We start from the raw sequence: 19,008 nt of genomic DNA on the forward strand, positions 1-19,008 counted from the left end.
CGGCTAGTTGGCTTATGGACTTCCCATATGCCCTCTTCTAGGAAGCGAGCCGTCTGATCCTTTGACGCGCCGTAACTAGCGCCGACGAACCAGTACGCCGACGCTGCCCCTGTCTTACCCCCAAGCATATGCCCTTGTTCCTGTTTTTGAGCCGTCTGACACGGCCTCATGGCGGGACTCGAAATGATGGCAAATTATCGGACACAGCGTTGCAGACTGCAATCGGGACCCGATACGCGCAGTGGCAGTCGGTATCCGGTGCAACCTGTCAGCCGCCACAACCCGATGTCGGATCTAGCAATGAAACTTTGGTGGTGCATCTTCGACGTAGTTTGAACATCTGCTTTCAGGCAGCAGCAATGACCGCGAGTCGGTCAGAGACGGTCGGCCTAGGCGGTGGGCAGCTGGCCGAGTCCCCACAACGTGCCGTCTGAGTGACCGCGCGAATGGCCGTCCCACCCCCGCAACGGCCGTAGCTCTTGCATTGGGTCGAACGGCCGTTGTGGGTCGCAGCCAGTCATCTGACGACCTTAAGCCGTTCCCGCTGGTGATCCCACAAAGCCGGCGGATCCACCGCCAGATCGAACAGCGTGATGTGATCCGGCAACGCGTCGTCGAGGATTGCGGCGACGATGTCGGGCGCCAGCGAGGTCAGATTGACCATGCGGCTCACATAGCTGGGGTCGACGTTTTCGCGGGCAGCAATTTCCTTGAGCGACTGCACTTCGCCCGACGTCAGCATTGCCAGCCAGCGGTGGCCTCGGGCCAACGCCAACTGCAGCGGCGTGGCCGCGGTGTCGTCCCACGGTCGAGGTTTCATGGCTTCACCGCTGGGCAGCGTGACCAATTTGCGGCCGCTACGTCGCTTGATCCGGATCGGTACATACAGCGTCAGACGGCCGTCGCTTGCTTCGACGACATTTAGCTCCCCTGACTGCTGGATCGACATCTTACTCATGCCATGACCTCCTCGGCGGCACCATCGGTCGCCGGTCGCAATTCAAGGACCAGGCGCTCGATGCCGTTCGCGCGCAACCGCACTTCGAGATCATCAGGCGACACGATCACCTTCTCGACCAGCAATTTGACGATCCTGGTCTGCTCGGCCGGGAACAGTTGGTCCCAGATCGCATCGAGACGTGTCATCGCCACGGTGACCATGGCCTCGTCCAGGCTGGGGTCAAGCGCAATAGCCCGAGGCAGCATATCCCCGATCAGCCCCGGTGACCGAAGGATCGCCCGCAGTTGATCCAGCACCGCTGCCTCGAGCTCGGCCGCTGGCACGGTAGGCAGACCCGACGCACCGGCATGCTCCTTTTTCTCCCGCTGAGGGACGTAGTAGCGATATCGACGCCCATCTTTCTTTACCGTGGAAACCGGCGACAGCGCCCGGCCGTCGGTTCCGAATACCATACCCCTGAGCAGACAATGCACCTTCGCCACCCTCGCCCGTGTGGCGCTCGCGCGCGCACGGCCATTGGTGGACAGGATTGCATGAACTCGGTCCCACAGATCACGATCGATGATCGACGGATGCTCTCCCGGATACCATTGGTCCCGATGGCGCAATTCCCCGAGGTAGGTACGGTTGTGCAGCAGTTTGTAGATCAGAGCCTTGTCGATCGGCCGCCCCTTACGGACCTTGCCGTCCTGCGTGGTCCAAGCCTTCGACGTCACGCCATCGAGTCTCAACTCCTTGACCACGAGGGTGGTCGATCCGATTTCGACGAAACGCCGAAAGATGTGGCGCACGAGTTTTGCCTCGCCGTCATTCAAAACCAGTCGTCGATTCACGACGTCGTACCCGATGGGTGGAATCCCGCCCATCCACATGCCCTTGCGTTTGCTGGCAGCGATCTTGTCGCGAATGCGCTCCCCGGTGACCTCGCGCTCGAACTGGGCGAAGGACAGCAGAATGTTCAGCATCAGTCGGCCCATCGAGGTCGTGGTGTTGAATTGCTGGGTCACCGAAACGAACGAGACGCCCTGACGCTCGAACACATCGACCATGCGGGCGAAGTCAGTCAAGCTGCGCGTCAGCCGGTCGATCTTGTACACCACCACGATGTCGATCTTGCCTGCCTCGATATCTGCCATCAGGCGTTTGATCGCGGGACGATCCATGTTCCCGCCCGAGTAGGCAGGATCGTCGTAGTCGTCGGCGACCGGAATCCAGCCCTCGGCACGCTGGCTCGCGATATAGGCATGTCCCGCATCGCGCTGCGCATCGATCGAGTTGTACTCCTGGTCCAGCCCCTCGTCGGTGGATTTACGCGTGTAGACGGCGCAGCGCAGGCGCCTTATCGGTGAATCGCTCATTTCCGCCCCCGCTGTTTTTCAACCTTCGGCTTTCCCCGCTCCGTGAGACCAAAAAACACGGGACCTGACCAACGCGTCCCGGAAATTTCACGGGCAATCATCGACAGGCTCGGGTATAGCCGACCTTCAAACTCATATCGGTCGTCCGCAATGACCGTCACGCGATACTCGACCTTCTGGTATTCGCGGGTCAGCACCGTCCCCGCTGGCGGACGGTACGATCGCGCCTTCTTCGTGAGCTTGCCTGTTTCTACCAGATTGGTGATGCGGCGCTTGTTCCTCTCAAGCAGGTTTGGATCGACCTTGCGAAACTCGACTTCCTGCAGTCGATAGGCAATGCGGCGCTCGAGAAATTGCCGATTGTGCGTGGGCGTATCGCCCCCGATCAGCCTGCGCCAAAGCGCCTTGATTTCGGCCATGGGCAGATCAGGCAATCGGGCGATTTGCGCAGCAACCGACGCTGGTGTTGTGTATGCACGCGGGCTCTCACTCATCTGGACTCCGTATTTTTGTTGTTGACGGGGTCTATATGAACGCGCTGGCGTCCAGATAAGGCAAGCTTAAACTCACTCTCCGGCAGGCACTTCGCGGACTGTGGAAAATGGCTGATGCGCAGGCGCACGAGTCCGTTGGCCAGCAGCGACGCGACTTCGAGCCGACGCTGCTCCGGGGTCATCCGTTCTGGGGAAATCTGGTTTGTCTCTTGCATCGGTACCGATCCTCTCCATCAAACTCGCCATGAAAGCGAAATTCTCCAGACGAACCGTCACCGACACCATGAGGGAGTTTCGTATGCCCGCATACGGATGCAGGCTATCGCAAAAACGCCACTGAATCAGACCGCCAGCTGATGGGCCAGAACGGTCTTCATGAACTGATTGCCTGCAGGCGTCGAGGCCAGCAGATCCCTGATCTGAGTCTTGACCTGCTGGATATCCGTGCCTTCGGTCGATGCAGCCTTGAGCACGGCAGAATAGGCATCGAGCACATCGGTGCCCGTGATTTCATAGCCGAAACCGAGCGAAATCCACCGCAGTGAAGCCAGGCCCGCAGCGATCGCGAACTTGGGCTGAAGCTCGGCAAAATCTCTTGCTGCGCGCGCAAGTGTGCGCGGGTCGGTCGGGCTGCGCGTGACCAACTCGATGGCAACGTCGAACAGGCCGGCATCCTTCGCGGCGGCGAACCACTTGCCTTCAGCACCGGGCGTGCTGGCAACCAGGTCGCGCAGAATCTGCTCCGGCGGTATGTTCGGATATTTTTTGGCGATGGCGCGAAAGGTGGCAAGATTAGTCGTGCCTTGATTGGCTTCGATCGCATAGCGTCGATATGCATCCTCCGCCATGCCCGACGATAACAGGATGGCTTCGCAGGCCACTGCAATCTGCCAGCCAGGGTCGTTCAAGCCGCGCGACTGCTCGGCATATCGAATCGCCTCCGCCTTCTTCCCCATCGCTTCGAGCGCCTTTACGCCCCACTGGCGGTAATACCACCACTTGAACGGCGCTCGCTCCAGCAACGCGAGCAGTTGTTCATGGCGACCGGCGGCGTACAACGAAGCAAGGCATGCACCCGTTCCCTTGAAAAAACCGTGACCGGAGGATTGGGAACCCCAGACATGTTCGACCAGCGGCAAGAACTCATCGACCCACCGGGCAGCAATCTCCGGGGTAACGCACAGTTCGCCCCAGTGCTCGCCGAGCGATTCGATGTAGGGCATCTCATCGTCCTGCAAAGCCTGCCACAGGCGTTCAAGCCAACGCTGCCGAGCGCTCGCGTCGACATCCGCCTTCGCAATGATTGGCACCAGTGTTTCGATGGCCTTGTTGACCGCCGCGCCCAAGGCACCCGAGGAGCTATCGACCTGCTCGAGAGAGGGCGACAGCTTTTCGAGGAGCAGCACCGCCCCCTCGGCCGCAACCACTGGCTCCTTGCGTGCGACCGCCTTGATTTCTGAAAGCGCTTCCTTGATACGCTGAATCGGCGTGTCGGATCGCCAGCCGAAGGCGTTGCGGCGGAAACGGGAACCGAACTGCCACTTGTACGTGCTCATGATCTACCGCGCCGGGTACTGTCCGTTGCGGACGAACCGGTCGAAGCTGTCCTCCTCGGCCTCTTCGTCATCGTGCCGGGGCCGTTGCCATTCCGCGTCGGGCAACGACAGCAGCGTCAACGTATAGTCGTACTGCCCTGCCACCCGGGTCATTTCAGTAACGGGCATGCTGGCAGGTTCATGTGGAAACCAGTGCTGCGCTCGGCCCGTCTGCTGATCGCCTGCACTCCAGCCGTTATCGCTGTGAGCAAGCGCCTGGCGAGGCAACTCGATGGTGTTCCTGCGCGTCGCAAAATATGCCCCCGATCTGAACGCCGCATCGTTCGATTTCGCCCATAGCATATGGTCGTCGCGACTGGCCACCAGCACGACACGCTTCGGCGCGATTTCTGTCCAGCGCAAAGCTGCCGCTGTCAGAGAAACACCGTAGCGATCGGCGCAATGACCGAGCAGATCAAAGCTGACCGGCTGTCCGTCCACCTGTCGCCGGAAATCATCCAGCGGCATCAGCAGGGTCGAGGCGAAGACATCCGCCTCAGCCTCGATATCGCGCCCATTGTTGTCGCCCGTCTCAATGTCATCGGTGCCGCACTCAAAACGGTCCTGCTGATGACGATGCATCAGGTAGTGGGCAAATTCGTGAGCGACGGTGAAGCGCTTGCGCCCTTCCGACCGCACGGCGCTGTTATAAACGATAAGCCATTTCGACCGTGCCTTGTTCGCAGCCAGCATGCCTTCAAAATCATCCATGTCCTCGCCGACCACCTTGTCGATCGGCGAATCCGCGAAGCACTGCCGTGAATACTCCAGCGCCAGTTCATCGACCTTGACCGGAAAACGGTCCACGCCGAGCACGGCGTTCAGCATCGACGAAATCTGATTAGCTGCAGCCTGCGGCTTTTTCGCCTCCGTCATTCGTCTTCCCAGGCATCGAGGATTTTGCGGATCTTCTTCTTGTCCGGCTCGGACATGGCTTTGAACTTACGGAAGAAGGCTTCATCAAGCACAGCCTCGTCTGGCGTGGCCGAGGACTCGGTCAACAGGAATTCCGCCGTCACATCGAGCACGGTGGCAATTTTCCCTATCTTCTCAGCCGACGGTTTGGGATCGTCCTTGTTCTCCAACTCCCAGATGTAGCTTTTGCTGGAGTCGGTGAGTTCGGCCAACTGCTCGAGGCTGAGCTTCTTTTCCTTGCGCCGTGCACGGATCTTGTCACCCAGAGGGGATGGCACTGCTTTCTCCTGATCGTTCCGATTTGCCCAGAAAATGATACCACCATACCGAACGAAATCGTAACTGCTTGACAAACCCCTCACCGGTTGGAAATAATCATACCAGTTCGGCACACCGAACGCCGTCGATCTGTACACCCCGATTTAAAAAAGGGCCATACAGACTGAAGCAAACCTGATCCACACGTTGAGAAAGGGGTAGCGATGAACGATGCAGAGAACCTGTCGAAATTGCTGGGCCATGTGACGCCGGCCGTGTTCCACGAATTCATGGTCGATAAATTCGGCCTAGATCTGGTGGATCTGGATGGCGACCAGACCAAGCGGGACCAGCGGGCGGCGATGGAAGCCGAACTGGCAAGCCTCGATGTCGGGGAACGGCAGCAGATCGAGGAGGTTGCCGAACGCATCGTGTTGCTGTCCGATGGTCCTGGACAGGACGTGATCGACGGGATCAGCCAGGACATCTTCGATGAGCAGGACCAGACAGCGTTTTCCGCAATTCGCAACCAGTATGAGCGCGCCATCTGGCTGTATCGCCATGTCCCGTCGCTATTCGATGAAGCCCTGAATGCCCGGCAGGCGGACGTATTCCGCCAAAATGCTACCTGCTATTCGGGGTACTTGGCCCCCAAAAATCTCGCAGTGCTGGACGATGTGGAGGCGCGTCAGTCCTTCCACACTGCAGTGGCCGAACAGCTTGGCTGTGCAGCGACAGACGTCGCCGTACAGGTGTTCAAGCGACTGCGCCCGGACACGCAGACCGGCGAGGACATCGAGCTGTACCAGATCAGTGTCCACCACAACCGCCCGCCCGAAATCGTCGATTGCGTCCAGGATAGTGAGTTGGTGCCGCAGGAGGTCGTGCGTGCCGTGTCCTCGCACGTCACCTACGAGCCGGCCAACGGTCATCTGGAAATCCTGTCGAAAGACGCGGACGGACGTGAAGCGCTGGCGCGCATCGCAGCAGACTCATTGCTGCAGTCGCCGATCACCGGCGAAAAGGTCCCGCTCAAGCAATACGATTACCAGAGCCTCGCCGCCCCCCGGAATTTCGACATCTCCGGTGAGAACGTCGCATCGGTCAAGGTGATCGAGCTCGGCTATGCATCCGAAAACCATCGATCACTGCTGGTAAAAATCTGGGCCAAGGACACAGACGACATCTACACGGCCGCCCGCTCCCTGATCTCCCATACCTTCGATTTCCGTGACCACCACCTCAATTACGCGAAGCTCTCTATTCGCATCAAGAAGGTCGGCACGGATCGCGCACGCACGATCACCATCATTCTGCGCGACGAAAATCGCTGCAACATCAAAACCAAGCGCGAAAGAGATCGAGCAATGTGCGACCGCCTGCTGGCAAGGTGGAATCTGGTGAAGGAGATCGGCAGTGCAGACGATACCCCTGTCGACGCGCTCGCTGCTTGAGCTGCTCGCACTGTTCGAACAATCGAACCAGCCGATCCCCGATGCGGATGGGCAACGTCTGCTGGGCGTGCCCGGGTGGAGCCTGTCGCGCACGACGGCCCTGTCCCGGCGCGATCTCGACACATGGACGGAATGCATCGGATACGCAGGTGGCTACCCTGCCCCTTGCGGCGATGCAACGGTCATGGTCGATCTCGAGGAAGATGAATCCGGACGGTATCGCTACCGCTGTCCTGAAACCTTCCGCTCCAAATACGTGCCGGCTGATCTCGTGGCAGTTCATGCTGTCTCGGACACGAGGCTGTTGAGCTACTTGGCGGACCTGCTCGAAATTCCACAGGCTCATCGCCGTGGCATCACGATGCCGGCCATTGGTAGCACGCTGTGGAACCTCGGCAAGATGCGCATCGCCGACGCGCAGGTCGATGTATGGTTGGTGCGAGGACTGTCGTCATCCATCGACCGGGTCTTCGACCACTTCCGTGCTGCGTCACTACCCGAACAGGGCTTGATCTTCACAACAGGCCAAGCCTTGCCCGACATCGTGCTGCCACCCCGGAGCTACCGCATCGTTCCGATCTCCAGCATCCTGCTGGACTACGTGGTCAGGCCGCAGGCCGACACCGACCTGCTCCATCGCCTGCTGGTAGCACCGGCGGGTAGCAAGGAGGAAAAATCGCTCCCGGTTCGCTTCGACCCGTACACCAATACGCTGGTCATCGCCACCAAGGCGGACAAGCCTTGGACCATCAAAGGTGCCAAGCAGATCGCCGTGGTGAAGTATCTGGTCGAACAGTTCGAAAACGGCCGCACCCGCGTTTCTGCCGGTGACATTCTGGTTGCCGCTCACGGCTCACGGGAGGCAGCAAGCGGCAAGCGCGTTCCGAGCATCTTCAGCAGCAACAACCAGTGGCTCGACTACATCACGCATGACGACGCGGGGTATGGCATCAAGCTGGAATAAACCTGCGCTGACATTCGGCTTCACGCACAACCGCCTTCGGGCGGTTTTTTGCTTTCTGGGCCCGGCTTTCTCTGGCTCCGTCTGAGCCCGTACATCAGCCCGTACATGGCGTTGGCTGACGCCCGTACATCCCGAATTCGAACATGACCTCACGTTTTCGCAACCACTCGAAAGGAGAAAAACGTGACCGTCAAACACCTCAATCAACGCGATCTGGCTGAACGCTGGGACATCAGCGAGGCCACCCTCGAACGCTGGCGCTCCGATGGCATCGGCCCCGTCTTCATGAAACTGCAAGGGCGCGTCCTGTACCGCCTCGAGGATGTCGAAGCCTACGAAACGGAAAGCCTGCGCCGAAGCACGTCCGAACCCTTCGAAGGGAAAGGGACTGCGGCCGTCCACGCTTCGATGAACCAGTAAGGGGAATCGCCATGACCGATATGACGATTTTCCCCGCCGACCTCGCGGCCATGTCCGTGGCCCAACTCGCGGCTCTTCCTGCGGCCCAGAAAGCCGAAATCCACCGCAACCTCGCCGAAGCCAGCGAATGGCTGAAATCGGCCCGCGCGAAGTTCGACGCGGCGCTCGATGCCGCTTACGGCGAACAGGCTCGCGCAGCCCTGCGTGACTCCGGTCGCGACTTCGGCACCACACACGTGTCCGACGGCGCGCTGCGCATCACGTTCGAACTGCCGCGCCGCGTGTCCTGGGACCAGGAAGGCCTGTCCAAGATGGCCGCACGCATCACGGCTGCCGGTGAGCGAGCCGAGGACTACGTCGACGTTGAGCTGTCGATTCCCGAATCACGCTTCTCGAACTGGCCGCCGGCATTGCGCGAGCAGTTTGCGTCGGCTCGTACCACCAAACCCGGTAAGCCGACTTTCCGGCTGGCCCTCCTCAACGACATGGGAGCCTGACCATGACGAATATCCTTCCGTTCGAATTCGAAGCCCACGCAGTGCGCCTCCATGTCGATGACGCAGGCCAGCCTTGGTTCAACGCCAATGACGTGTGCACTGTGCTCGAGTTCGGTAATCCGCGCCAGGCCGTCGAATCGCATGTCGATGACGAGGATGTCCAGAAATTGGACACCCTGACGCCTGGCGGCCGTCAGCGCCAGAACCACGTAAACGAATCGGGACTGTATGCCCTGATCCTCGGCAGCACCAAGGACGCCGCGAAGCGCTTCAAGCGATGGGTCACGAGCGAAGTGCTGCCCGCTATCCGCAAGACCGGCAGCTACAACGCCGTCGCCAGCCTGCCCGCACCGACCCAGGACCGCGTGTCGTCGATCCTGCTGATCGGCGAGGCCGTAGCGAAGGTCCCTGGCGTCAAGGCCGGCATTGCGATGGCTGCAACGCTGACCTGTATCCACGACAACACAGGTATCGCCGTCGAAACGCTGCGCCGCGCGTTGCCCGCTGCGGATGCGCCCATCTGCTCGCTCAACGCCACGCAGGTTGGCCAGCTTCTGAGCATCTCGGCGAAAGCGGCCAACCTGCGCCTTGCGCGTCACGGTCTGCAGGTGCGCAATGACCGCGACGAGTGGGAACTGACCGAGGCGGGCGAGGCTTGGGCCGAGGCTATGCCCTACTCGCGCAACGGTCACTCCGGCTACCAGATTCTCTGGAATCCGGCGGTCGCCGAACTGCTGAAGGAGGCTGCGTGATGGCTCTGCCCATTATCACCGCCGATCAGCGGCTTGCCGAACGTCAGGGCGTCAAGATCGCCGTGCTTGGAAAGAGCGGGATTGGCAAGACCAGCCTGCTGAGAACGCTGCCCGAGGCCTCGACGTTGTTCGTCGATCTCGAGGCCGGCGACCTCGCAGTACGCGACTGGCAGGGCGACTGCATGCGCCCGGCTACCTGGCCGGAATTCCGCGATCTCGTCGTGTTCCTCGCAGGCCCCAACCCGGCCCTGCCACCGGAGGTGCCGTTCTCGGACGCGCATTTCCACCACGTGTGCGATCGCTTCGGCGATCCGGCGCAGCTGGCCCGCTACGACACGTACTTCGTCGACAGCATCACCGTGCTCGCGCGTCTGGCACTGATCTGGGCCAGAACCCAGCCGCAGGCCGTGTCCGATCGCACGGGCAAGCCCGACATGCGCGGTGCCTATGGCCTGCTTGGCACGGAAATGCTCGCGGCACTGACCCATCTGCAGCATGCGCGCGGCAAGAACGTCGTGTTCGTCGCGATTCTCGACGAGCGTATCGACGATTTCAACCGCAAGGTGTTCACCCCGCAGATCGAAGGCTCGAAGACTGCCGCCGAGCTGCCTGGCATCGTCGACGAGGTCGTCACACTCGCCGAGATCAAGGCCGACGACGGCACATCCTATCGCGCGTTCGTCACCCACACGCTCAACCCCTACGGCTATCCGGCCAAGGATCGTTCAGGCCAGCTCGAACTGCTCGAGCCGCCCGATCTCTACGCGCTGATCCGCAAATGCGCAGCCGCAGCGACCCAATCCCCGACGACGAGGAACTGATCATGTCCCAATGGAACGACTTCAACGATGCCGATGCACAGCACACTGGCTTTGAACTGATCCCGAAGGGTACCGTCGTGCCGGTTCGCATGACCATCAAACCCGGTGGCTACGAGGATCCCGAGCAGGGCTGGACCGGCGGCTACGCGACCGAATCGTTCGAGACGGGCTCGGTCTACCTGGCCTGCGAGTTTGTCGTGACCGACGGCCCGTATGCCAAACGCAAGATGTGGACGAACATCGGCCTCCACTCTCGCAAGGGGCCGACCTGGGGGCAGATGGGGCGCAGCTTCATCCGCGCAATTCTCAACAGCGCTCGTCACGTCCATCCGCAGGACAACAGTCCGCAGGCATCGGCTGCCCGCCGCATCGAGAGCTTCGCCGATCTCGATGGCATCGAGTTCATCGTGCGCGTGGACATCGAAAAGGATGGGCGCGGCGATGACCGCAACGTCGTGCGCATGGCGGTCGAACCGGATCACGCCGACTACGCCGCGTTCATGGCCGCGGCCTCGAAGCCTTCGGGCTCCGGCGGCCAGTCGGGTGCTCCGGCACAGACCGCGCCAACTTTCCGTCCCGCGCCGACCACGACCCGACCGGCACCGGCGGGCAAACCTGCCTGGGCCTGACGCGGAGATCCCCAATGAAATGCTGGGTCTGCACCCGTCAGGCCCGGGGACTCACGCATGCCGATACCCGTCACGGTATCGGCAATCCCCGGCGCTACCCAATTGACTGGGCGTTCTGCTCACGACGCTGCCAGGACGCTTTCCATGCGCTGTACGGCACCAGGCTTCGTGCCCTGGACGGCGGCGCAACCCTTGCGGAGAACACGATGATTGATCCGACTGAAGTCGAGCGCGGCGCAATGAAGCGGTGCCTCAAGGCCTTCGGCGAAGCCGCTGGCGAGATTGGTTTCGACAAGCCCCTCGGCGCGTATGCCGAGGAAGAAGCCCTGCGTGTGATTGACGCGATCGTCACCTGCTGGACGGAACAGATGGTCTCGCACCACGAGGCGACGCGCCAGTCCACCGTGCGCGGAACGACGCCACCGCGCGATCCGTTTGCCGATATGGCAGACGACCTGCCGTGGGAGGTCGCGCAATGATGGATTTCAATTCTTCGTCCACGCTGTCGGAACGAATTACCACGTTGATCGATGCCGGCATGCAGCGCACGAGCAAGCGTGAGGGCAGTCGCACATATCTCGGTGCCTCGCGTCTGGGAGCCGCGTGCGAACGTGCATTGCAGTACGAGTACGAACGCACTGCTGTCGATCACGGTCGCGACGTCCCGGGCCGCATGCTGCGCATCTTCGAGCGTGGCCATGTGATGGAGGACTGCATGGTCGCGTGGCTACGTGGTGCCGGATTCGATCTGCGCACGCGCAAGGCCGATGGCGAGCAGTTCGGATTCTCGGCACTCGACGGCCGGCTGCAGGGGCACATCGATGGTGTGCTCGTCGGCGGCCCCGACGACGTCAGCTATCCGGCGCTCTGGGAAAACAAGTGCCTCGGCGGTAAGTCGTGGCGCGAATTGCTCAAGCACCGGCTCGCCGTCGCCAAACCCATCTATGCCGCACAGGTCGCGCTCTACCAGGCCTATCTCGGTCTGCACGAGCATCCCGCCGTGTTCACGGCAATCAACGCCGACACGATGGACCTGTACATCGAACTGGTTCCGTTCGATGCGGTGCTCGCCCAGCGCATGTCCGACCGTGCCGTAACCGTGATCGGCGCGAGCGATGCCGGCGAGCGACTGCCGCGCGGATTCAATGACCCCACTCACTTCGAATGCCGGATGTGCGCATGGCAGGACCGCTGCTGGAGGACCGGCCCATGACCCGGTTTCCCCTCCGATGCGAAACCGGGGCTCCTCGCCCACTGGTACGTATCACCGCTATCCAGCGCCTGCTGCTGCGCCACGCGGATGTCGTTCAGCCCGAAACACGCCTGGCAGTCGCCGCAATCTGCCAGGCCATCGCGGACTCCTGTATCGGCAGCCCGTCCAGGCGTACCGACGCACGGGACTTCATGTACGGCAGGCGGCTTGATGCGTGGGCATCGCTTGCCGGGCTGAATCCCGTCTTCGTGCGCGACGTGGCCACGAAAACCGGGTACCTGCCAGCGCAGTCTGCCCATACGACAACCCGATCCTACGCACGGTCGACCAGCAACATCCCGACGCAAGGAATCCGTCATGCTTGATTTCAACGACACCCCCGATCCCGTTACGACCGATCCGGCTGACTCGCGCGAAACCATGCGCACCGCATTGCTTGCCCGACTCGAGTCAGTACTGACCGTCATGTTCCCGGCGGGCAAGCGTCGCCGGGGCAAGTTCCTCATGGGCGATGTCATGGGCAGCCCGGGTGACAGCCTCGAGGTTGTGCTCGAAGGCGAGAAGGCGGGCCTGTGGACCGATCGCGCGACCGGTGACGGCGGCGACATCTTCGATCTGATCGCGGCGTGGCTTGGTGTCAACGCTCACGTCGATTTCCCCCGCGTGCTCCAGCAGGCACGTGAGCTGATTGGACAGAGTGCCCTCATGCCGAAACGGCGCACGAATAAGGACGTGCCGGTGGATGATCTGGGTCCGGCCACGGCCAAGTGGGATTACCTCGATGCATCTGGTCAGCTGATCGCTGTCGTTTACCGCTACGATCCACCGGGCCGGAAGAAGGAATTCCGGCCGTGGGATGCGAAGCGCCGCAAGATGGCCCCGCCCAATCCGCGCCCTCTCTACAACCAGCCGGGCATGGTCGACGCCTCGCAGGTGGTCCTGGTCGAGGGCGAGAAATGCGCGCAGACACTGATCAACGCAGGCATCGTCGCTACCACGGCGATGCACGGTGCGAACGCGCCCGTCGAGAAGACCGACTGGTCTCCACTTGCGGACAAGGCCGTGCTCATCTGGCCCGACCGCGACAAACCCGGCTGGGAATACGCCACGCAGGCAGCACAGGCCATCCTCACGGCAGGCGCAAAATCCTGCCACATCCTGTATCCGCCCGAGGAAGCATCAGAAGGATGGGATGCAGCGGATGCAATGGCGGAGGGTTTCGATCTCGCAGCCTTTCTCACCCGCGCCCCGCGTGCCCAGATCTACAACGTCGACGTCGAGCAGGAACCCGCCGTCGGCAGCGACGAATCCGTGTGGGGCACGGAAGACGCGCTGGCGCTGGCCTTCACCCGCCGTTACTACCGCGACTGGCGCTACGTGTCCGCATGGGGGCGCTGGATGATGTGGGATGGCCATCGCTGGCGCTCCGAAGACACCCTGGCCGCTACCGACCTGATCCGTAGCGTTTGCCGTCACACGGCCGTGCGTGCAGAAAACCCGAAGATTGCCGCCAGGCTCGCCAGTTCTGGCACGGTCGCTGGTGTCGAACGGCTGGCTCGATCGGATCGCCGACATGCGGCCACCACCGCCGAATGGGACGCCGACCCGTGGCTGCTCAACACGCCGGGTGGCGTGGTCGATCTCACGACTGGCAGGCAACGTGCGCACGACCGTACCGACCGGATGACTCGGGTGACCACGGCGACCCAAAGTGGCAACTGTCCTATCTGGCGGCAGTTCCTCACCGAGGTCACGGGCGGGGATATCGAGCTACAGGCCTATCTGCAACGGACGGCGGGCTACGCGCTCACCGGTTCGACGCAGGAGCACGCGCTGTTCTTCCTCTACGGCACGGGCGCGAACGGCAAGTCGGTGTTCGTCAACACGCTGGCAACGATCCTCGGCGACTACGCCACCAACGCGCCGATGGACACATTCATGGAAACGCGCAACGACCGGCACCCGACCGACATGGCTAGCCTGCGTGGCGCGCGCTTCGTGTCGGCCATCGAAACAGAACAGGGACGCCGCTGGGCCGAATCGAAGATCAAGAACCTCACGGGTGGCGACAAGATCTCCGCGCGCTTCATGCGGCAGGACTTCTTCGAATTCCTCCCTCAGTTCAAGCTGTTCGTTGCTGGTAACCACAAGCCTGCGATCCGCAACATCGACGAAGCAATGAAGCGGCGGCTGCACCTGATCCCGTTCACGATCACCATACCGCCCGAGCGCCGCGACAAGCTGCTCCAGCAGAAGCTCCTGGCCGAGCGCGACGGCATTCTGGCGTGGGCAGTTCAGGGCTGTCTGGACTGGCAACGTCTCGGGCGGCTTGATCCCCCGCAACAGGTGAAGGACGCGACCGACGAGTATTTCGAGGCCGAGGATGCGCTGGGCCGCTGGCTCGACGAACGCTGTGTACGCGAGGCCAACGCGAAGTCGTTGACTGCGGAATTGTTCAACGACTGGAAGCAATGGGCCGAATCCGCCGGGGAGTTTGTTGGATCACAACGGAGGTTTTCCGATCTGCTCATCACGCGTGGATGCGAGCAATGGAAAAACACCGCAGGTCTGCGCGGTTTCAGGGGCATCGACCTCAAGCACCCGCATACGCCCGCATACATCCCATACGCCGACAACTGAGTCGCCATTCGAGCATGCCGAACGGCGCAGCCGGCGCATTACAACGTAACTCTTATACGCGTGCGCATGCGCGCACACAAGGGTATTACGTTTTGCTCTGCCGGCTGCGCCGTTCCTCCCCAACAGGAACGACTGCAATCATGATCACGACGATTCTCGCCCTTGATCTGGGCACGACCACCGGCTGGGCGCTGCGCCGGTTTGATGGCGGCATCACGAGCGGCGCGCAGCACTTCCGGCCGCAGCGCTTCGAGGGCGGTGGCATGCGCTTCCTGCGCTTTCGTCGCTGGCTCTCGGAACTGCACGGCAGCGCAGGGGATATTCACGCTGTGTACTTCGAGGAAGTGCGCCGGCATGCCGGTGTCGACGCCGCACATGCGTATGGCGGATTCCTCGCCACGCTCTCGGCATGGTGCGAGCACCACCGTATCCCGTACCAGGGTGTGCCGGTGGGCACGATCAAGAAACACGCGACCGGCAAAGGCAACGCGGGCAAGGATGCGGTGATTGCGGCGATGTGCTCGCTCGGTCACGCCGTCACCGATGACAACGAGGCCGACGCACTTGCACTGCTGCACTGGGCCATCGACACGCAGGGGGAGTGAGATGAAGATCCCGTCTCCGCATTCCCCGTCCTCGCTTGCCCGCCATCAGCCCGTGACCGTGGATCTGGAAGCGACCAAGCGCGATGGCTGGCAGCAGCAACGTATCCTCGTCATCGCCGAGCATGACGAGCGGCTGGATTTCATCGAGCGTGAATTCGTGCGCCGGATCGGCAACCGGCTTTATGGCCCGCCCGGCCACGGAGGTCGCCATGGCTGAGTGGAGCGTCGATACTGTGGCAGCACGCTTTGTCGAGGCAGCGGATACCAGCCACCGTCTGCCGCCCGTGCGTGTTCAGGGCTACTTCAACGTCTGGCCGGAATTCGTGCGGCGCGAATGGGAAGCACTTGCGAACGAGGATCGCGAGTGCCGTCCGTTGCCGCCGTCACCATCTGCAGTCGACCGGATGCTGGAAACGATGCGCTGGGTGCAGTGGCTCGAAGAGGAACAGCGGCATCTTGTCTGGATGCGTGCCGAACGGCATCGCTGGGAAGACATCGCGAAGCGCTTCGGCTGCGTCGCGCGGACTGCCCAGCGCCGGTGGGATAGCGCCATGCAGCACATCGTCCAGCAACTCGATAACGGGAATCAATAGACGTTGCGGGTCGTTAAGGGGTCCCTCAAGCATATGCAGACTAATACCAAGATCCCACGATTTTCGGGGTGTCGCATTTTGAGGAAATTTCGCTAAGATTGCGGCTATGGTTGCGAGAGGTGGATCTCGCACCGCCCTCTCCTCTCTTGCCCGCGATGAGCGCCGCTCTCGCGGGTTTTTTATTTCCGCTCCCGATGCCGGCCCTTGAAATCGACTATCGTCCGATCGAGTCGCTGATCCCGTACGCCCGTAACGCGCGCACGCACAGCGATGAGCAGATCGCCCAGATTGCGGCGAGCATCCGGGAATTTGGCTTCAACAACCCGGTGCTGGTCGACGGACACCGAGGCGTCATCGCTGGTCACGGTCGCCTCCTCGCTGCGCGCCAGCTTGCGATGACCGAGGTGCCCGTGATCGAACTCGCGCACCTGTCCGAGACGCAAAAGCGTGCGTTCATCCTCGCGGAGAACAAACTCACGGAACGCGCGGGCTGGGACGGCGAACTGCTGTCGCTCGAGCTGGCCGATCTGCAGGCGGCCGGGTTCGACCTTGAGCTGACCGGCTTCGATGACAACGAGATTGCGGAGCTGCTCGGTGACAGCGAATCCGAGTCAGTCGAAGGCGACGACGCTGACGATGTGCCGGAGGCACCGACCACGCCGGTCACTCGGGCTGGTGATGTCTGGCAGATTGGCACGCATCGGCTCATCTGCGGTGATGCCGCCGATCCGACGGTCATCGCGACGCTGACGGGCGAAGATCGCGCATCATTGTGCTTCACCAGCCCGCCCTACGGCAGCCAGCGCGACTACACAAACACGATCGTCGATTGGGACGGCTTGATGCGCGGCGTGTTTGCCGCACTGCCGATGGCCACAGACGGCCAGGTGCTCGTCAATCTCGGCCTGATCCATCGCGACAACGAAGTCATCCCCTACTGGGACGGCTGGCTGCAGTGGATGCACGCGTCCGGCTGGCGGCGCTTCGGCTGGTATGTGTGGGATCAGGGCCCGGGAATGCCCGGTGACTGGAACGGCCGCCTCGCACCGAGCTTCGAGTTCGTGTTTCACTTCAACCGTGCGGCACGACGTCCGAACAAGATCGTGCCGTGCGTACATGCTGGCCAGGATTCGCATCTGCGCGCTGATGGCTCGTCGACAGCGATGCGCAAGAAGGATGGCGAGGTCGGTGGTTGGTCGCATGCCGGCAAGCCCACGCAGGACACGCGGATCCCCGATTCCGTGATCCGCATCATGCGGCACAAAGGCCCGATCGGCGACGGCATCGATCATCCGGCCGTGTTCCCGGTGGCACTGCCCGAGCAGATCATGCTTGCGTACTCAGATACCGGCGACATTGTGTTCGAGCCGTTCAACGGATCCGGCACGTCGCTGCTCGCGGCGGAACGCACGCGCCGTCGCTGCCGTGCAGTCGAGATCGCACCCGAGTACGTGGATGTCGCGATCCGCCGCTTCCTGCAGCACTATCCGGACGCCGAGGTGACCCTGGCGAGCTCCGGACAGTCATTCGAGCAGGTCGAAGCAGAACGTGTCACCCTCGACGAGATCGCCCATGCGTAACCATGTCGCTGACGTCAAGATCGAGTTGCGACCGGTCGACGTACTGATCCCGTATGCGCGGAACGCCAAGCAGCATTCCGATGCGCAGGTCGCGCAGATCGCCGCCAGCATCGTCGAGTTTGGCTGGGGTGCGCCACTCCTGGTCGATGGCCAGAACAACGTCATCGCCGGCCATGGCCGCTTGCTTGCGGCGCGCAAGCTCGGACTCACCGAAGTGCCGGTGGTACCGATGACGCACCTGACGGACGTCCAGCGTCGTGCGCTAATCCTTGCCGACAACAAGATCGGCGAGAACGCCTCGTGGGACGATGAACTGCTCGGCCTCGAGTTGGCCGAACTGAAAGACGCCGGGGTCGATCTCGCGCTCACCGGCTTCAGTGCCGACGAATGGGACGCGCTGGTCGCCGGCAACGAACCGGATCGCGCCGGACAGACCGATGAAGATGCCGTCCCGGAAGTCAATGAGATCCCGGTGTCGCGCGCCGGCGATATCTGGCTGCTCGGCGAGCACAAGCTGCTATGTGGCGATGCGACGAAGACCGAATCCTACCGAGCGCTGCTCGGCGATGAGCTGGCCGACATGGTCTTCACGGATCCGCCTTACAACGTCAACTACGCGAACACCGCGAAGGACAAGTTGCGTGGCAAAAATCGTCCAATCCTGAACGACAATCTCGGTGACGGATTCGAGGCGTTTCTGACCTCAGCCTGTCAGAACATCCTGACAGTCACCAAGGGCGCCGTGTACATCGCGATGTCGTCGAGCGAGCTCGATACGCTGCAGTCGGCGTTCCGTACCGCTGGCGGTCGCTGGTCGACGTTCATTATCTGGGCCAAGAACACCTTCACGCTCGGCCGCGCCGATTACCAACGTCAGTACGAGCCAATCCTCTACGGCTGGCGCGACGGGGCCGATCACTTCTGGTGCGGCGCACGCGATCAGGGCGATGTCTGGCAGATCAGGAAGCCCGCGAAGAACGACCTGCATCCGACGATGAAGCCGGTCGAGCTGGTTGAACGCGCGGTGCGCAACAGCAGCAAGACGCGCGACATCGTGCTGGATCCGTTCGGTGGCTCGGGCACGACGCTGATCGCCAGCGAGAAATCGGGACGACGCGCGCGATTGATCGAACTCGATCCGAAGTACGTCGACGTGATCGTGCGCCGATGGCAGGACTACACGGGCGCCGAAGCAATACGCGCCCACGATGGGGCGCGCTTCGGTGAGACTTTGCAGGAGCCTCAGTGAGGATTTTCGG

At 61.9% G+C, this 19,008-nt stretch carries 23 protein-coding genes; 16 read left to right on the plus strand and 7 right to left on the minus strand.

Annotation, left to right across the window (positions count from 1 at the left end):
* Positions 1–517: 517 nt before the first annotated feature.
* The 7 genes from WS91_RS21325 to WS91_RS21350 all read right to left on the minus strand — a co-directional run bounded on the left by WS91_RS21325 (position 518) and on the right by WS91_RS21350 (position 5,601).
* Positions 518–958 (minus strand): hypothetical protein, encoded by a 441-nt coding sequence (locus tag WS91_RS21325; protein ID WP_059670952.1) that lies wholly within the window; start codon positions 956–958, stop codon positions 518–520.
* Positions 955–2,319, minus strand: coding sequence for a recombinase family protein (locus tag WS91_RS21330; RefSeq protein ID WP_059670953.1), 1,365 nt, complete (start codon positions 2,317–2,319; stop codon positions 955–957). Before WS91_RS21330 ends, WS91_RS21325 begins: the two co-directional genes overlap by 4 nt.
* The gene (locus WS91_RS21335) at positions 2,316–2,813 is read right to left on the minus strand and encodes a DUF2924 domain-containing protein (RefSeq protein WP_059670954.1); all 498 of its coding nucleotides are present in this window, start codon (positions 2,811–2,813) and stop codon (positions 2,316–2,318) included. The genes WS91_RS21330 and WS91_RS21335 overlap by 4 nt, the downstream gene beginning before the upstream one ends.
* Positions 2,810–3,028: a hypothetical protein gene (locus WS91_RS33990; RefSeq protein WP_082758263.1), complete on the minus strand. Its 219-nt coding sequence runs from the start codon at positions 3,026–3,028 to the stop codon at positions 2,810–2,812. Before WS91_RS33990 ends, WS91_RS21335 begins: the two co-directional genes overlap by 4 nt.
* Before the next feature lie 126 nt (positions 3,029–3,154).
* Entirely contained in the window at positions 3,155–4,369 is a 1,215-nt protein-coding gene (locus tag WS91_RS21340; protein WP_059670955.1) for a hypothetical protein, read from the minus strand.
* Between the two features lie 3 nt (positions 4,370–4,372).
* The gene (locus WS91_RS21345; protein WP_059670956.1) at positions 4,373–5,284 is read right to left on the minus strand and encodes an ImmA/IrrE family metallo-endopeptidase; all 912 of its coding nucleotides are present in this window, start codon (positions 5,282–5,284) and stop codon (positions 4,373–4,375) included.
* Positions 5,281–5,601 (minus strand): helix-turn-helix domain-containing protein, encoded by a 321-nt coding sequence (locus WS91_RS21350; RefSeq protein WP_059670957.1) that lies wholly within the window; start codon positions 5,599–5,601, stop codon positions 5,281–5,283. The genes WS91_RS21345 and WS91_RS21350 overlap by 4 nt, the downstream gene beginning before the upstream one ends.
* A 204-nt stretch (positions 5,602–5,805) precedes the next feature.
* Here WS91_RS21350 and WS91_RS21355 point away from each other — a divergent pair, with 204 nt between their 5' ends.
* The 16 genes from WS91_RS21355 (at position 5,806) to WS91_RS21430 (ending at position 18,998) form a co-directional block, all read left to right on the plus strand.
* Positions 5,806–7,035: a hypothetical protein gene (locus WS91_RS21355; protein ID WP_059670958.1), complete on the plus strand. Its 1,230-nt coding sequence runs from the start codon at positions 5,806–5,808 to the stop codon at positions 7,033–7,035.
* Positions 6,998–7,999, plus strand: coding sequence for a hypothetical protein (locus tag WS91_RS21360; protein WP_059670959.1), 1,002 nt, complete (start codon positions 6,998–7,000; stop codon positions 7,997–7,999). The genes WS91_RS21355 and WS91_RS21360 overlap by 38 nt, the downstream gene beginning before the upstream one ends.
* A gap of 183 nt (positions 8,000–8,182) precedes the next feature.
* Entirely contained in the window at positions 8,183–8,419 is a 237-nt protein-coding gene (locus WS91_RS21365; protein ID WP_059670960.1) for a helix-turn-helix domain-containing protein, read from the plus strand.
* 11 nt (positions 8,420–8,430) lie between these two features.
* Positions 8,431–8,916, plus strand: coding sequence for a hypothetical protein (locus WS91_RS21370; RefSeq protein WP_059538811.1), 486 nt, complete (start codon positions 8,431–8,433; stop codon positions 8,914–8,916).
* A 2-nt stretch (positions 8,917–8,918) separates the two neighbouring features.
* Positions 8,919–9,668 carry a BRO-N domain-containing protein gene (locus tag WS91_RS21375; protein ID WP_059670961.1) on the plus strand — a complete coding sequence of 250 codons (750 nt, stop codon included), beginning with the start codon at positions 8,919–8,921 and terminating at the stop codon, positions 9,666–9,668.
* Complete coding sequence (locus tag WS91_RS21380) at positions 9,668–10,489, plus strand: ATP-binding protein (protein WP_059670962.1); 822 nt, start codon at positions 9,668–9,670, stop codon at positions 10,487–10,489. The genes WS91_RS21375 and WS91_RS21380 overlap by 1 nt, the downstream gene beginning before the upstream one ends.
* A gap of 2 nt (positions 10,490–10,491) precedes the next feature.
* Positions 10,492–11,118 (plus strand): hypothetical protein, encoded by a 627-nt coding sequence (locus tag WS91_RS21385; protein WP_059671003.1) that lies wholly within the window; start codon positions 10,492–10,494, stop codon positions 11,116–11,118.
* A 14-nt stretch (positions 11,119–11,132) separates the two neighbouring features.
* A complete protein-coding gene (locus WS91_RS21390) occupies positions 11,133–11,597 on the plus strand; it encodes a DUF6511 domain-containing protein (RefSeq protein WP_059670963.1) in 465 nt (154 codons plus the stop codon).
* Positions 11,594–12,331, plus strand: coding sequence for a hypothetical protein (locus tag WS91_RS21395; RefSeq protein WP_059670964.1), 738 nt, complete (start codon positions 11,594–11,596; stop codon positions 12,329–12,331). Before WS91_RS21390 ends, WS91_RS21395 begins: the two co-directional genes overlap by 4 nt.
* A complete protein-coding gene (locus WS91_RS21400) occupies positions 12,298–12,696 on the plus strand; it encodes a hypothetical protein (RefSeq protein WP_059670965.1) in 399 nt (132 codons plus the stop codon). The genes WS91_RS21395 and WS91_RS21400 overlap by 34 nt, the downstream gene beginning before the upstream one ends.
* The gene (locus tag WS91_RS21405; protein WP_059670966.1) at positions 12,689–14,971 is read left to right on the plus strand and encodes a phage/plasmid primase, P4 family; all 2,283 of its coding nucleotides are present in this window, start codon (positions 12,689–12,691) and stop codon (positions 14,969–14,971) included. Before WS91_RS21400 ends, WS91_RS21405 begins: the two co-directional genes overlap by 8 nt.
* A gap of 140 nt (positions 14,972–15,111) precedes the next feature.
* A complete protein-coding gene (locus WS91_RS21410; RefSeq protein ID WP_059670967.1) occupies positions 15,112–15,576 on the plus strand; it encodes a crossover junction endodeoxyribonuclease RuvC in 465 nt (154 codons plus the stop codon).
* Position 15,577: 1 nt separating this feature from the next.
* The gene (locus WS91_RS21415; protein WP_059670968.1) at positions 15,578–15,793 is read left to right on the plus strand and encodes a hypothetical protein; all 216 of its coding nucleotides are present in this window, start codon (positions 15,578–15,580) and stop codon (positions 15,791–15,793) included.
* Entirely contained in the window at positions 15,786–16,169 is a 384-nt protein-coding gene (locus WS91_RS21420; protein WP_059671004.1) for a DUF6362 family protein, read from the plus strand. The genes WS91_RS21415 and WS91_RS21420 overlap by 8 nt, the downstream gene beginning before the upstream one ends.
* A 194-nt stretch (positions 16,170–16,363) precedes the next feature.
* Positions 16,364–17,749 carry a site-specific DNA-methyltransferase gene (locus tag WS91_RS21425; protein WP_059670969.1) on the plus strand — a complete coding sequence of 462 codons (1,386 nt, stop codon included), beginning with the start codon at positions 16,364–16,366 and terminating at the stop codon, positions 17,747–17,749.
* Positions 17,742–18,998 (plus strand): site-specific DNA-methyltransferase, encoded by a 1,257-nt coding sequence (locus WS91_RS21430; RefSeq protein WP_059670970.1) that lies wholly within the window; start codon positions 17,742–17,744, stop codon positions 18,996–18,998. The genes WS91_RS21425 and WS91_RS21430 overlap by 8 nt, the downstream gene beginning before the upstream one ends.
* Positions 18,999–19,008 lie beyond the last annotated feature (10 nt).

The organism is Burkholderia sp. MSMB1498 (assembly GCF_001526245.1).
In the GTDB taxonomy this organism is placed as follows: domain Bacteria; phylum Pseudomonadota; class Gammaproteobacteria; order Burkholderiales; family Burkholderiaceae; genus Burkholderia; species Burkholderia savannae.

What these genes read in the sequence shown, in the direction of transcription:
- WS91_RS21325 (WP_059670952.1), bottom strand. Translation starts at nt 958, where the DNA reads ATGAGTAAGATGTCGATCCAGCAGTCAGGGGAGCTAAATGTCGTCGAA.
- WS91_RS21330 (WP_059670953.1), bottom strand. Translation starts at nt 2,319, where the DNA reads ATGAGCGATTCACCGATAAGGCGCCTGCGCTGCGCCGTCTACACGCGT.
- WS91_RS21335 (WP_059670954.1), bottom strand. Translation starts at nt 2,813, where the DNA reads ATGAGTGAGAGCCCGCGTGCATACACAACACCAGCGTCGGTTGCTGCG.
- WS91_RS33990 (WP_082758263.1), bottom strand. Translation starts at nt 3,028, where the DNA reads ATGCAAGAGACAAACCAGATTTCCCCAGAACGGATGACCCCGGAGCAG.
- WS91_RS21340 (WP_059670955.1), bottom strand. Translation starts at nt 4,369, where the DNA reads ATGAGCACGTACAAGTGGCAGTTCGGTTCCCGTTTCCGCCGCAACGCC.
- WS91_RS21345 (WP_059670956.1), bottom strand. Translation starts at nt 5,284, where the DNA reads ATGACGGAGGCGAAAAAGCCGCAGGCTGCAGCTAATCAGATTTCGTCG.
- WS91_RS21355 (WP_059670958.1), top strand. Translation starts at nt 5,806, where the DNA reads ATGAACGATGCAGAGAACCTGTCGAAATTGCTGGGCCATGTGACGCCG.
- WS91_RS21370 (WP_059538811.1), top strand. Translation starts at nt 8,431, where the DNA reads ATGACCGATATGACGATTTTCCCCGCCGACCTCGCGGCCATGTCCGTG.
- WS91_RS21375 (WP_059670961.1), top strand. Translation starts at nt 8,919, where the DNA reads ATGACGAATATCCTTCCGTTCGAATTCGAAGCCCACGCAGTGCGCCTC.
- WS91_RS21380 (WP_059670962.1), top strand. Translation starts at nt 9,668, where the DNA reads ATGGCTCTGCCCATTATCACCGCCGATCAGCGGCTTGCCGAACGTCAG.
- WS91_RS21385 (WP_059671003.1), top strand. Translation starts at nt 10,492, where the DNA reads ATGTCCCAATGGAACGACTTCAACGATGCCGATGCACAGCACACTGGC.
- WS91_RS21390 (WP_059670963.1), top strand. Translation starts at nt 11,133, where the DNA reads ATGAAATGCTGGGTCTGCACCCGTCAGGCCCGGGGACTCACGCATGCC.
- WS91_RS21395 (WP_059670964.1), top strand. Translation starts at nt 11,594, where the DNA reads ATGATGGATTTCAATTCTTCGTCCACGCTGTCGGAACGAATTACCACG.
- WS91_RS21400 (WP_059670965.1), top strand. Translation starts at nt 12,298, where the DNA reads ATGGCAGGACCGCTGCTGGAGGACCGGCCCATGACCCGGTTTCCCCTC.
- WS91_RS21405 (WP_059670966.1), top strand. Translation starts at nt 12,689, where the DNA reads ATGCTTGATTTCAACGACACCCCCGATCCCGTTACGACCGATCCGGCT.
- WS91_RS21410 (WP_059670967.1), top strand. Translation starts at nt 15,112, where the DNA reads ATGATCACGACGATTCTCGCCCTTGATCTGGGCACGACCACCGGCTGG.
- WS91_RS21415 (WP_059670968.1), top strand. Translation starts at nt 15,578, where the DNA reads ATGAAGATCCCGTCTCCGCATTCCCCGTCCTCGCTTGCCCGCCATCAG.
- WS91_RS21420 (WP_059671004.1), top strand. Translation starts at nt 15,786, where the DNA reads ATGGCTGAGTGGAGCGTCGATACTGTGGCAGCACGCTTTGTCGAGGCA.
- WS91_RS21425 (WP_059670969.1), top strand. Translation starts at nt 16,364, where the DNA reads ATGCCGGCCCTTGAAATCGACTATCGTCCGATCGAGTCGCTGATCCCG.
- WS91_RS21430 (WP_059670970.1), top strand. Translation starts at nt 17,742, where the DNA reads ATGCGTAACCATGTCGCTGACGTCAAGATCGAGTTGCGACCGGTCGAC.